Annotated in this window: 12 protein-coding genes; 8 read left to right on the forward strand and 4 right to left on the reverse strand. The window is 65.0% G+C overall.

Annotated features, from left to right (window positions below; genetic code table 11):
• Positions 1-25: 25 nt before the first annotated feature.
• Entirely contained in the window at positions 26-1,438 is a 1,413-nt protein-coding gene (locus ACVIHF_RS08455) for an MFS transporter (protein ID WP_057020275.1), read from the reverse strand.
• A gap of 365 nt (positions 1,439-1,803) precedes the next feature.
• On the opposite strand from ACVIHF_RS08455, the gene ACVIHF_RS08460 reads away from it, so the two are divergent.
• The 4 genes from ACVIHF_RS08460 (at position 1,804) to ACVIHF_RS08475 (ending at position 5,150) form a co-directional block, all read left to right on the forward strand.
• Complete coding sequence (locus ACVIHF_RS08460; RefSeq protein ID WP_253609453.1) at positions 1,804-2,211, forward strand: hypothetical protein; 408 nt, start codon at positions 1,804-1,806, stop codon at positions 2,209-2,211.
• Positions 2,212-2,359: 148 nt separating this feature from the next.
• Positions 2,360-3,139 carry an NYN domain-containing protein gene (locus ACVIHF_RS08465; protein WP_253609452.1) on the forward strand — a complete coding sequence of 260 codons (780 nt, stop codon included), beginning with the start codon at positions 2,360-2,362 and terminating at the stop codon, positions 3,137-3,139.
• A gap of 214 nt (positions 3,140-3,353) precedes the next feature.
• The gene (locus tag ACVIHF_RS08470) at positions 3,354-3,743 is read left to right on the forward strand and encodes a DUF1236 domain-containing protein (RefSeq protein WP_253609451.1); all 390 of its coding nucleotides are present in this window, start codon (positions 3,354-3,356) and stop codon (positions 3,741-3,743) included.
• A 345-nt stretch (positions 3,744-4,088) separates the two neighbouring features.
• Complete coding sequence (locus tag ACVIHF_RS08475; RefSeq protein ID WP_253609450.1) at positions 4,089-5,150, forward strand: ketopantoate reductase family protein; 1,062 nt, start codon at positions 4,089-4,091, stop codon at positions 5,148-5,150.
• A 165-nt stretch (positions 5,151-5,315) separates the two neighbouring features.
• On the opposite strand, the gene ACVIHF_RS08480 is transcribed toward ACVIHF_RS08475, so the two are convergent.
• Both ACVIHF_RS08480 and ACVIHF_RS08485 read right to left on the reverse strand, forming a co-directional pair.
• Complete coding sequence (locus ACVIHF_RS08480; RefSeq protein WP_253609449.1) at positions 5,316-5,918, reverse strand: thiamine pyrophosphate-dependent enzyme; 603 nt, start codon at positions 5,916-5,918, stop codon at positions 5,316-5,318.
• An 8-nt stretch (positions 5,919-5,926) separates the two neighbouring features.
• Positions 5,927-6,478 carry a thiamine pyrophosphate-binding protein gene (locus tag ACVIHF_RS08485; RefSeq protein ID WP_253609448.1) on the reverse strand — a complete coding sequence of 184 codons (552 nt, stop codon included), beginning with the start codon at positions 6,476-6,478 and terminating at the stop codon, positions 5,927-5,929.
• A 171-nt stretch (positions 6,479-6,649) separates the two neighbouring features.
• Here ACVIHF_RS08485 and ACVIHF_RS08490 point away from each other — a divergent pair, with 171 nt between their 5' ends.
• The 4 genes from ACVIHF_RS08490 (at position 6,650) to ACVIHF_RS08505 (ending at position 10,450) form a co-directional block, all read left to right on the forward strand.
• A complete protein-coding gene (locus ACVIHF_RS08490) occupies positions 6,650-7,615 on the forward strand; it encodes a Bug family tripartite tricarboxylate transporter substrate binding protein (protein ID WP_456791895.1) in 966 nt (321 codons plus the stop codon).
• 3 nt (positions 7,616-7,618) lie between these two features.
• The gene (locus ACVIHF_RS08495; protein ID WP_253609446.1) at positions 7,619-8,515 is read left to right on the forward strand and encodes an amidohydrolase family protein; all 897 of its coding nucleotides are present in this window, start codon (positions 7,619-7,621) and stop codon (positions 8,513-8,515) included.
• A 15-nt stretch (positions 8,516-8,530) separates the two neighbouring features.
• On the forward strand, positions 8,531-9,580 hold the full coding sequence (locus ACVIHF_RS08500; protein WP_253609445.1) for a hydroxyacid dehydrogenase: 1,050 nt from the start codon (positions 8,531-8,533) through the stop codon (positions 9,578-9,580).
• A 657-nt stretch (positions 9,581-10,237) separates the two neighbouring features.
• Positions 10,238-10,450 (forward strand): hypothetical protein, encoded by a 213-nt coding sequence (locus ACVIHF_RS08505; RefSeq protein WP_028345217.1) that lies wholly within the window; start codon positions 10,238-10,240, stop codon positions 10,448-10,450.
• Positions 10,451-10,691: 241 nt separating this feature from the next.
• Here the strand turns inward: ACVIHF_RS08505 and ilvD are convergent, their stop codons facing one another.
• Positions 10,692-12,536 (reverse strand): dihydroxy-acid dehydratase, encoded by a 1,845-nt coding sequence (ilvD, locus tag ACVIHF_RS08510; protein WP_253609444.1) that lies wholly within the window; start codon positions 12,534-12,536, stop codon positions 10,692-10,694.
• Positions 12,537-12,740 lie beyond the last annotated feature (204 nt).

The raw sequence follows: 12,740 nt of genomic DNA on the forward strand, positions 1-12,740 counted from the left end.
AACCGGACGGCGCGCCGCGCGCCCATCAGTGCGAAATGCTTTCCAGCGTCCGGCCGCGGGTTTCCTCGCCGAGCAACAGCACCGCAAGCGCCGCCACCACGAACGCGCCGGCGCCGAGCGCAAACACGCCGCCTTGTCCGGCCGCCGGCAGGATCACGCCGATCACATAGGGGCCGATCAGCGAACCGATTCGGCCGACCGCGGAGGCAAAGCCCGTTCCGGTGGCGCGGACATGGGTCGGGTACAGTTCGGGCGTATAGGCGTAGAGCGCCGACCACATGCCGAACAGGAAGAATTGCATGCAGAGGCCGGCAATGATGAGCTGGGTCTGGTCCGCCGCCGAGCCGTAGAAATGGCAGGCGATCGCGCCGCAGAGCAGGTTCATCACCAGCGTCGCCTTGCGGCCCCAGGATTCGACGAGCCACGCCGAGACCAGGAAGCCGGGGATCCCCGCGAGCGAGATCAGGATGGTGTAGAACACCGATTTGGTGATCGGGAAGCCCTTGGCCTGCAGCAGCGCGCCGAGCCACGTGGTCAGGCCGTAGAAGCCGAGCAGCGCGAAGAACCACAGGGTCCACAACATCGTGGTCCGCTTGGCATAGATGCCCGAAAACAGCGTTCTCAGGCCGGTCACTTCGGACGCGGGGGCGGCCACCTGGCGCACCACCGGCGGCAGCTCCTTGCCGCCGAGACGGTCGCGGACCCTGGATTCGATGTCGCGCACGGTCGCTTCGGCCCGCTCCGAATAACCGTGGGACGCAAGCCAGCGCGGCGATTCCGGAACGAAGCGGCGCACCACCAGCACGAACACGGCCGGGATTGCCTGCAGGATGAAGACCCAGCGCCAGTCGGCGACCTGCAGCACGAAGTAGGTCAACAAGCCCGACGCGATGAAGCCGAGCGGCCAGAATCCTTCGAGGAACGCGATGTAGCGGCCGCGGTTGCGCGCCGGCATGATCTCCGAGACCATCGACTGCGCGACCGGAAACTCCATGCCCATGCCGAAGCCGAGCAGCAGGCGGGACGCACCGAGCGCGGTCGCCGTGGTGGACAGACCGCAGCACAGGCTGCCCAGTCCCCAGAAGATCATGCTGACCTGGAAGACGCGGGCGCGGCCGAAACGGTCGGCGAGCAGGCCGGCGGACGCGGCGCCCGCGAACATGCCGAGGAAGCTCATGCTGGACAGCAGCCCGGTTTCCGCCGTCGACAGGCCGAAGGTCTGGCGGATCGAACCGAGCACGAAGGTGAGCGCGGCCAGATCCATGCTGTCGAAGAACCACGCGGTCGCGATGATTCCGAAGATCCAGCGCTGATAGGAGGTGAGCGGCAGGCGTTCGAGCCGCGCCGCGATATCGGCGACCTGCTGCGCCTGCGCGGTTCGCGCAACGGCGGCCGGAGCCCGGCTTCCCGCTGCCGCGGTGACGTCGGAAATGGTCATTGCTGCCTCCCCAAGTAGAGATTGATGGGCTCTTGTCGGCCCCTTTTAATAAAATGTCACACGGATAGCAGTGATATGTCAATTGCTGATCACGCGCGAATTGGCGGCGGGGACCGGGCTGCGGCACCGGGCGGGGCCGCGGACACATCGGCGCGTAGCGCGGTCCTCCCGTGATCCGGCCGACCATCCTTGTCGCGTCGAGCATCCTGTGAAGCGGCATCAAGAGCCGGTTAACGGCATCCGAGAAATCGGGGGCTAACGGATAATCCGGCTTTAATGGGGAGCCGACTAAACGTCACGTAGTTGCAAGGTGCCGGATGCCTGGAGGTATCCGATGTTGCGTCGGGCGGAGGCGTTTTCCCCATATGTCAGTTCAGGCCGATCTGGATTTTGCGAGCGACGATCGCGCGAGGGCGCAGATCGGCGCGGCGGTGAACTATCTGCTCAGGGACGCGACCGGCGTCGCGCGTGAGCATGCCGTCGAGACCATTGTCGAGATGGTGCGCGACATCGCAAGCCGGCCGCTCACTGTCGAAGCGGCATCGATTCAGCCGCTGATGAGCGGCGTCAGCTATCGGGATTTTGTCATCGATGCCTACCGGCGCGATGTCGATCGCTGGCGCGCGACCATCCGCCGTTCGAACGGCAAGAAGATCCGGATCGCTTCGCCGCCGTCGGTGCGCGACGAGGCGACGACCACAGCGGACGCGATCACCGCCGAGAAGGCCATCGAGTTCGCCAGGCGGGCGATCGACTTGGGCGAGGTGATCTGACCTCGCCGCCTCAAGGCTGGCATCGCCGCGACGTCTTGGCGATGCCGCCTATGCTTGGGACGCGCGATGTGCTCCGATACGGCAGCTGCGCAGGTTCCGCAGCTGTCTGCGGAATTGTCCATTCATCCTGTCCCAGCCGAGAAATGCCATGCCTTCCGAACTCCGTTCGCCTCGTCTGGCCGTCCTGATCGACGCCGACAACGCATCTGCCAAGATCGCCGATGGGCTGTTCGAGGAGATCGCCAAGATCGGCGAGGCCAGTGTGCGCCGCATCTACGGCGACTTCTCCAATCCCAGGTCCAAGGGCTGGGCCGACATACTGTCGAAGCACGCCATCATCCCGCAGCAGCAATTCGCCTATACGACCGGGAAGAATGCATCCGACATCACCTTGGTGATCGACGCCATGGACCTACTGCACAGCGGCCGGTTCGACGGGTTCTGCCTGGTGTCGTCGGACAGCGATTTCACCCGGCTTGCCGCCCGCATCCGCGAGCACGGCATCGACGTGTTCGGGTTCGGCGAGCAGAAGACGCCGGAGAGTTTTCGGCAGGCCTGCCGCCGGTTCGTCTATACCGAGAATCTGCGCGGCGGCGCGCCGAGCAATCAGGATGCCGCCGTGCGGGCGCAGCCGTTGCAGCCGCCCGAGGCCGCCACGCCGATCATCAAGAAGGTCATCAGCCAGATGGCGAGCGAAGACGGCTGGGTCACGCTTGGCGAGGTCGGACGGCAGCTGGCCAATTTCGCGTCGGATTTCGATCAGAGGACCTACGGCTTCCGCACCCTCGGCGAGCTGGTGCGCAGGACCAACGCTTTCGAGATCGAGTCGAAGGGCGGGACGATGCGAATCCGCATCAAGCCAGCGGCTGCACCGCCGCCAAGACGGCGAGCTCCGAGACGGCGAGCCGATCAAAAGCCGTCGGAATGAACGGCGCGCCGCGCGCTCTGTTCTGAACGATCTCTGAATCTGAACCCAGGATGAATGCTGCTTCGAAGGTTGTTCGGAGTAGCATTTTCGTTCGTGCCGGAATCAAGCGAATTGTGCGCGGAACTGGAGTTACGCGGGTTGCAGCGTTGGAACTGGAACGTTCTCGTTGCTTGCGATGTTGAGGGGGCATCGATCAATTCGGAGGAGGAGAATCATGAACAAGCGTTTTGCTGTGTCCCTTGTCGCTGCTGCGTCGCTGCTCGCGTCCGGCTCGGCCTTCGCGCAGTCCACGACCGCGGCGGGTGCCGCGAACGGCGCGCGGGCCGGTGGCGAAATCGCGGGCCCTGTCGGCGAGATCGTCGGCGGCACGGTGGGTGCCGCGGTCGGCGCCGGCCTCGAGATTCCGAATGCGGTGATCACATCGATCCCGCGCAGCGAGCCGTCGGTGGTGGTGCGTGAACGCGTCGTCGTCGGCGAGCCGCTGCCCGACACCGTCGTGCTGCGCCCGGTGCCGCGCTACACCGAGTATCGCTACGCGGTCGTCAATGATCGCCGCGTGATTGTGGAGCCGCGCACCCGCCGGATCGTCAAGATCATCGACTGATCGCGTGATCGCGCCTGTTCCACCGTCATTGCGAGGAGCTCGCGACAAAATTGCAAGCAATTTTGCGCTGAAGCGACCAAGCAATCCGTCGCGCCGCGTATGCTGAAGCATGGATTGTTTCGCTACGCTCGCAATGACGAAAGCAAGGAAATGACATCCTCGCGGGCCCATCGCCCGCGGGGATTTTCGTGGTCCGATTTTCGTGGGTCCCATGAATACCGGCATGGCACGGGCCCGCTTTTTTCATGAAGCGACCGGTTGGCCTGACGCCGCGATCCCCTAAACTGATCCGCAACGGATGGACGCAGCCAGCGTTCGTCTCAATCAAGAGCAGGGGATGGAGACATGGCTCGGAAGATCGCGATCGTCGGCGCGGGCGCTGTCGGCGGCTACGCCGGTGCGCATATGGTGCAGGCGGGAGAGGACGTCACCTTCATCGATCCCTGGCCCGCGCATGTCGAGCACATGCGCAAGCACGGACTGCGCGTCACGCACGCGATGGACGTCGCGGAATTCTCGGTGCCGGTGCGCGCGCTTGATGTCACCGACGCGCAGCAGCTGGCGAAAGAGAAACCGGTCGACATCGCCTTCGTCTGCATGAAGTCCTACGACACCGACTGGGCCACCATGCTGATCCGGCAATATCTGGCGGCGGACGGCTACGTCGTGTCGCTGCAGAACTGCATGAACGAGGAGACCATCGCCGGCATCGTCGGCTGGGGCAAGACGCTTGGCTGCATCGCAAGCAGCATCACCGTCAATCTGCCCGAGCCCGGCCACATCCACCGCGGCGCCGGCAAGGGCGGTGCAGCGCACACCGTGTTTCGCGCCGGCGAGGTGCATGGCCGCATCACGGCGCGGGCGGAGGAAGTCTGCCGCCTGGTCGGTTATTCCGACAGCGCCAAGGTCACCTCCAATCTCTGGGGCGAGCGCTGGTCCAAGCTCGTCGCCAACGTGATGGGCAACGGGCTCTCGGCCTGCACTGATCTAACGGGCGGCGAAGTGCTGCAAAGCGAACCGCTGCGCCGCTTCTCGACGCGGCTCGGCAGCGAGGCGATCCGCGTCGGCCAGGCGCAGGGCTATCAGTTGGAGGAGATCCTGCATCTGCCGCCCGAGACCATCGCCCGCGCCGGCGAGGGCGACGAGGCCGCAACGCGCGCCTGTGACGAGCAGCGCTTCAAGGATGCCAAGCGCACCTCGTCGGCGCAGCGTCCCTCGATGGGCCAGGACATGCAGAAGGGCCGCCGCACCGAGATCGAATTCCTCAACGGGCTCGTGGTTCGCGAAGGCGAGAAGCTCGGCATCACCTGCAATGCCAATGCCGCGCTGACCGACATCGTCAAGCGCGTCGAACGCGGCGAGCTGGCACCGGATCCGCGGCACATCACGGAGTTGAGGATGAATTGAGTCGAACTCATACGGGCCCGACTGCCGTCATTGCGAGCGCAGCGAAGCAATCCATCCAACCGCATGCGCGGATGCATGGATTGCTTCGTCGCTTCAGCGCAAAATTGCTCTGCAATTTTGTCGCGAGCTCCTCGCAATGACGGATGCGCGGCCGCCGGGTCTTGCCTACAGCAGCTGCCTCACCCCCATCCCATGCATGAACCGCTCGCGGATCTGCACGGGGTCGCGGCGGGTGGTGCCGGTGCCGGGCTTGTCGTCGATGCGGACGCCGATCAGGGTCGGGCCGGAGGTCTGTTTCGACTGTTCGATCAGCCGCTCGAAATCGTCCTCGTCGGCGGCCCATGAGCTGCTCGCGATGCCGCTGGCGATTGCGACCTGAACGATATCGGTATGGCCGGCGGCCGGCGTCGGCTGCGCGCCCGTGATCTGGTAGATACCGTTGTCCATCACCACCATGGTGAGATTCTTCGGCGCCAGTGTCGCGATGGTCGAGAGGCAGCCGAGCTGCATCAGCAGCGAGCCGTCGCCTTCGAGCGCGAATACGCGCCGCTTCGGCTGCGCCAGCGCGACGCCGAGCGCGATCGGGAAGGCGAGGCCCATGCTGCCCAGCATGTAGAAATTCTGCGGGCGGTGGCCGGCGGCCCAGAGGTCGAAATTGGTGTTGCCGATGCCGCCGATCACGGCCTCGTCCTTCAGCCCGGCGACGAGGCGCTGGGTGAGCTCGAAGCGGTTCATCACCTTGGTGTTGCGCGCGGGGGTGCTGGTCATGGCTGATCTCACTTGTCGAAGGTCTTGCCGCCGGTCAGCAGCGGCGAGAGGATCAGTGCCACCGGCGCCTGGGTGGTGACGGCCTGCTTGATCGAGCGGTCGGCAATGAATTCGAGCTCGTCGAGCCGGGTGATGGTGTGATGCTCCATGGCCAGCGAATCCAGCACCGGGCGCATGGTGCGGCAGACCAGCGCCTGGCCGTAATTGAACTCGCCTAGCGTGCCGCGCTCGGAGACGAACATGATCAGCGGAATCTGATAGGGCACCGCGAGCGAGGCCAGCACATTGGCCAGTGTGGCAAAGCCCGAGGTTTGCATCAGCACCGCGCCGCGCGTGCCCGCCATCCAGGCACCGGAAACGATGCCGACCGCTTCTTCCTCGCGCGCGGTCGGAAATGTCGTGAAATAGGGATCGGCGTGCAGGTCCTTGATCAGCGTGGTCAGCACCCGGTCGGGCACATAGGGCACCAGCTTGATCTCGTTCCGCTTCAGCGTCTGCAGCACGATGCCGTGCCAGCTGGTCGCTGACTTCTGGGACGAGGCTTGTTCCGCGGCCGCCATCCTGTTCTCCCTGCTCGCGCGACGCTGGTGGCCGCTTGCCGCACGAAACTTGACGCGGTGCCTGCGATTGTCAACATGTCGCGGCCGCAACGCGATCTGCGGAATTCGGCCATCGCAGCGCCGAACCAACGTGCGATACAGGCGTAACGAAAAAAGGGACGGGAGGCGTCGATGGCCGGATGGGTCTGGCGGACCGCCATTGCGGCAGCGGCCATTTTTGTGACCGGGCTTGCGTCCGCGCAGCCGTTCCCGGCCAAGGCCGTTCACATTCTCGTTCCATATCCGCCCGGCGGCGGCGTCGATGTGCTGACGCGGACGCTCGCCGAAGCGGTGTCGAAGACCTGGACGCAATCGATCGTGGTCGAGAACCGGCCCGGCGCCGGCGGGGTGATCGCCTCGCAGGCGATCGCGACCTCCGCGCCCGACGGTTACAATCTGATCATGGTGGCGAGCGGCCATGCCACCAATCCGTTCCTTTATCCAAAGCTGCCCTACGACACCTTCAAGGATTTCTCGCCGATCTCGCTCTTGGCGTCGTCGCCGAACGTGCTGCTGGTGCGCGCGGATTCGCCGTTCAAATCGGTCGCCGACGTCATCGCTGCGGCGAAGGCGAAGCCCGGCAGTCTCTCCTTCGCCCATGCCGGCAACGGCACCTCGACCCATCTGGCCGGCGAGCTGCTCAACAATCTCGCCAAGATCGAGATCAGTGCGATCCCCTACAAGGGCGGAGCGCCCGCGATCAACGATCTGCTCGGCGGGCAAATTCCGCTGTCGTTCAACAACGGACCAGAATCGGTCGGGCAGCTGCAGGCCGGCACGGTTCGCGCGCTGGCGGTGACGACCGGCTCGCGTGCGCCGTTCCTGCCTGACGTGCCCAGCATGTCGGAGACCGTGCCGGGCTATGACACCGAGGTGTGGTGGGGGCTGCTCGGGCCCGGCAACATGCCGGCCGACCTCGTCGCCAAGATCTCGCATGATTTCGTCGCGGCCGTGAACACCGATGCCGTGAAGGAGCGGCTCGGCAAGCTCGGTGCGATCCCGATCGGCTCCACGCCGGACAAGTTCGCCGCCAAGATCAAGGCCGACTACGACAAATGGGGGCCGATCATCAAGGCTGCCGGAATGAAGACGGAATAGAACATGGCTGCGTCGGAAATTCCCGCCTGCCTGCCGCCGCGTCCGGTGACGCCGCCAAGGGACAAGCTGCCGCCAAAGGCCTGCGATACGCATGCGCATGTGTTCGGCCCGGCTGACCGCTTCCCCTATGCCGGCGATCGCAGCTACACGCCGCCGGACGCGCCGCTCGCGACCTATCTCGGCATGCTCGATGCACTCGGTTTCGCCCGCGGCGTGCTGGTGCAGGGCAGCGCGCACGGCCACGACAATTCGGCGATGCTGGATGCGTTGCAGCGTGAGCCCGCGCGGCTGCGCGGCGTCGCGGTGGCCGATGCCGATGTGGCGGCAGGCACGCTGCGGCAATGGCATGTGCTCGGCGTCCGCGGTCTGCGCTTCAACCATTTCTTCCGCGGCGGGCAGTTGCACTATCGCGGCGGCATTCCCTTGAACGTTGCCGAGACGCATGCGGGCGTGATGGCCGAGCTCGGCTGGCATCTGCAGCTCTGGATCGACGTGAGGGATTTGCCTGACACGATCCCGACGCTGAAGGCGCTCGGGTTGCCGGTCGTGGTCGATCACATGGGCCGCACCGATGCTGCCGCCGGCATCAACACCGCGGGCTTTCAGAGCCTGCTGCGTGCGGTGGACGAAGGCTGGTGCTGGGCCAAGCTCTCGGGCGCGCATCGCCTGAGCCGGCGGGCCCCTGATTATCCCGATGCGCGGCCGTTCCACGAGGCGCTGGTATCGGCCAATCCTGAACGGCTGGTGTGGGGCGGCGACTGGCCGCATCCGCGGGTCGAAGGCGAAATGCCTGACGCCGGCCATCTGCTGACGCTGTTCCAGGACTGGACGCCGGATGCGGCGACCCGGCACCGTATCCTGGTCGACAATCCCGCACGACTCTATGGCTTCCCAAACTGAAAGCTGCTCGAAGACATGACCGTCAACAACAAGCGCGTGTTCTACGTCAAATACCTCGCCCACGAGATCTACGTCGACATCCTGAAGAAGCGGCCGGACGTCCGGCTCGATCGTCTCGAGAACGAGACGCCGGAGGCGACGTTCGCGCCGGTTCTCGCGGACGCGCATGCCTATCAGATCGGCGCGGCCCGCGATGAGCTGGCGCCGCATTTCCATGCCCACGCCGAGCTGTTGAAGCGTGCGCCGAATCTTCTGATCGTGTCGTCGAATGGTGCCGGCTTCGATCCCGTCGATGTCGATGCCTGCACCGCGGCGGGCGTGCTTGTCGTCAACCAGTCCGGCGGCAATGCCAATTCGGTCGCCGAACACGCGCTCGGCATGATGCTGACGCTGTCGAAGCGGATCATCCAGTCCGACCGCAGGCTGCGGCGCGAGGCCAATGTCAACCGCAACGACCTGATCGGCAACGAGCTGAAGGAGAAGACCGTCGGCATCGTCGGGCTCGGCAATGTCGGCCGCCGCATCGCCGAGCTGTGCAAGGGCCTCCTGCACATGAAGGTGATCGCCTACGATCCCTATCTCACGGCGGATGAGATGGCAAAGCGGGGCGGGGAGAAGGTCGAGCTCGACGATCTCCTGCGTCGCGCGGACTTTGTTTCGATCTCGTGTCCGCTGGACAAGAACAGCCGCGGCATGATCGGCGCGCGCCAGTTCGCGCTGATGCAGCCGCACGCCTACTTCGTCACCACTGCGCGCGGCTTCATCCACGACGAGAAGGCATTGGAAGAGGCACTACGTGAAAAGCGCATCGCGGGTGCGGGCCTCGACGTCTGGGACAAGGAGCCGCCGCTGCCGGATCATCCGCTGCTGCAGTTCGACAATGTGCTGGCGAGCCCGCACACCGCCGGCGTCACCCGCGAGGCGCGCATCAACATGGGCCGGATCGCGGCCGAGCAGATCCTCGACGCCCTCGACGGCAAGCGCCCGCCGCGCATCATCAATCCCGAGGTGTGGCCGGTCTACGCAAGACGGTTCGAGAGGGCGTTCGGGTTCATGCCGGGGTAGGGTCGGGCCTTCCCCAGCGGGGGCCGCGGCTGCGCGCGGCCAAAAATATCGAAAACAACCCCATGCAAAGGAGCTGGCGGCTGTCGGCGTTCGAGCAGGCAGCTTGACGCGTCGGGCAACTCAGGGGTACATTTCCAATATTCAGAAATCGTACAAGCGCTGGGCTTTGCGGGGGAGAATACCCGCAAGGGCGGAAGGGAACTCTTCCGCCGGTGCTTCCCTCGCACAAGCGGCCAGCCGTGCGAGCGTTGTTGCGCGGGCAAAAACACCGGAGAAAATCTCCTTCGTCGTAGCCTCGATCGGGGCAATAAATCCACTGCCGGACGACCGCCTCGCAACGCGTCCGTTGTTATTTTCCCTGAGATATCGACGACTTAGCCTGAAATCGCCATTTTCCGTCGGTGCCCGTCCATTCCGGGCACGGAAGGAAGAGGTTCATGCGACAGGTCCAGTCATTGCTCCGCAACGCGCCCGCCAGGATCGGCCGCCGTCTTGCGCAGATCGTCGCGATCGCTGCCGCCAGCCTGCCGCAGGCCGGCGCGTAGCTTTCCCCGCTGCGAACAGTCGCACGCGTATCAGCCGAATTAACTCACTACCCTTTCGTGTTAGTGCTAGCGTGGTACCCCCGGGCTCTGCCGGTGCAGCAGGGAGGGTTCCATGTCACGCTTCGTCGTTCATTTCATGAAGGACGTGCTCGGCGGCAATGGCCGCGAGCGCGAGGTTTGCCAGGGCGCGCTTGAGATCGACGCCTCGAGCGAGGGCCAGGCCACCGAGATGGCCAAGGTCAAGTTTTGCCAGGAACAATCGCTGTGCGACTGGTCACTGCATGCCGACCGCATCCGGATCGAGGCGGCCGACTTGCACGCCTGAACCAGATGGACCGCGTGTGGCGGCATCCGACCTCTCCCTGTGGGAGTTTGGGGCGCGATCCAATGGTGCCGTCATTGCGAGGAGCTCGCGACAAAATTGCAGAGCAATTTTGCGCTGAAGCGTGGAAGCAATCCATGGTTCCGCATGTGCGGACAGAAGGATTGCTTCGCTGCGCTCGCAATGACACAGGAGAAGCCAACTCGCTCTTGCGAAGTGAACGGCCGAGTTCAGCTCGCCCCGATCACTCCGGCAGGATGCGAACCGCACCCTTGGCCGCGCTGCTGGCGAACGCCGCATAGGCCTTCAGCGCGGTCGAGACGGCGCGCTTGCGTGGCGCTGCCGGCTTCCAGGCCGCGTTGCCCTTGGCTTCCATCGCTGCGCGACGGCGCTTCAGCTCGGCATCGTCGACCTTGAGGTTGACCTTGCGGTTCGGGATATCGAACTCGATGATATCGCCTTCCTCGACGAGGCCGATCAGGCCGCCTTCGGCGGCTTCCGGCGAGACGTGGCCGATCGACAGGCCCGACGATCCGCCCGAGAAGCGGCCGTCGGTGATCAGCGCACAGGCCTTTCCGAGGCCTTTCGACTTCAGATAGCTGGTCGGGTACAGCATCTCCTGCATGCCCGGGCCGCCGCGCGGTCCCTCATAGCGGATCAGCACGACGTCGCCGGCCTTCACCTTGTTGCCAAGGATGGCTTCGACCGATGCGTCCTGGCTCTCGAAGATGCGGGCGGGACCTGAGAACTTCAGAATGCTCTCGTCGACGCCGGCGGTCTTCACGATGCAGCCGTCTTCCGCAAGATTGCCGAACAGCACGGCGAGGCCGCCGTCCTTGGAATAGGCGTGCGCGGCGTCGCGGATGCAGCCCTTGGCGCGGTCGAGATCGACCTCGTCGAAGCGGCGGTCCTGGCTGAACGCCTCCTGGGTCGGCACGCCGCCCGGCGCGGCACAATAGAAGTTGCGTACCTTGTCGCTCGTGGTCCGCACCACGTCCCAGCGGTTCAGCGCATCGTCCAGCGTTGCGGCGTGCACGGTCGGCCCGTCGGTCGTGAGCAGCTTGGCGCGGTCGAGCTCGCCGAGGATCGCCATGATGCCGCCGGCGTGATGCACGTCCTCCATGTGGACGTCCTGCACCGAGGGCGCGACCTTGCAGAGCACCGGCACCTTGCGTGACAGGCGGTCGATGTCGGTCATCGTGAACGGCACTTCGCCCTCGCGCGCGGCGGCGAGCAGATGCAGCACGGTGTTGGTCGAGCCGCCCATCGCGATATCGAGCGTCATCGCGTTCTCGAACGACTTGAAGTTCGCGATGTTGCGCGGCAGCACCTTGGCGTCGTCCTGCTCGTAATAGCGGCGGGCGAGGTCGACGATCAGGTGGCCGGCCTCGACGAACAGGCTCTTGCGATCGGCGTGGGTCGCCAGCACCGAGCCGTTGCCGGGCAGCGCGAGGCCGAGCGCCTCGGTCAGGCAGTTCATCGAGTTCGCGGTGAACATGCCGGAGCAGGAGCCGCAGGTCGGGCAGGCCGAGCGCTCGATCACCGCGACCTCTTCGTCCGACACGTTGGAGTCGGCGGCCGCGACCATCGCGTCGATCAGGTCGACCGCGCGCTTCTTGCCCTTAAGCAGGATCTTGCCCGACTCCATCGGTCCGCCCGAGACGAATACGGTCGGGATGTTGAGCCGCAGCGTCGCCATCAGCATGCCGGGCGTGATCTTGTCGCAGTTGGAGATGCAGACCATCGCGTCGGCGCAATGCGCGTTGACCATGTATTCGACGCTGTCGGCGATCAATTCGCGCGAGGGCAGGCTGTACAGCATGCCGTCGTGACCCATCGCGATGCCGTCATCGACCGCAATGGTGTTGAACTCCTTGGCGACGCCGCCGGCCTTCTCGATCTCGCGCGCGACCAGTTGGCCGAGATTCTGCAGATGGACGTGGCCGGGCACGAACTGGGTGAAGGAATTGACCACCGCGATGATCGGCTTGCCGAAATCCTCGTTCTTCATGCCGGTGGCGCGCCAGAGGCCGCGTGCACCCGCCATGTTGCGGCCGTGGGTGGTGGTGCGGGAGCGATAGGCGGGCATCGTAAATCCTTCTCAAATCCTTGGGCTAAGGGCATTTTTTAGGGAGATGAGGGTCCTTATGCCTGCCCGTGCACGGGGATTCAAGCGCGGAACCGCATGGCAGAACCCCGCAATTCGGGCCATCTCGGGTGGCCTGCTTGATCTCGGTCGGCGAGGTGCTTTAGGTGGACGCGCCGGGAAAGCCGGACGAACAAGAAAAAACGA

The sequence above is a fragment of the Bradyrhizobium sp. USDA 4506 genome (genome assembly GCF_054058795.1).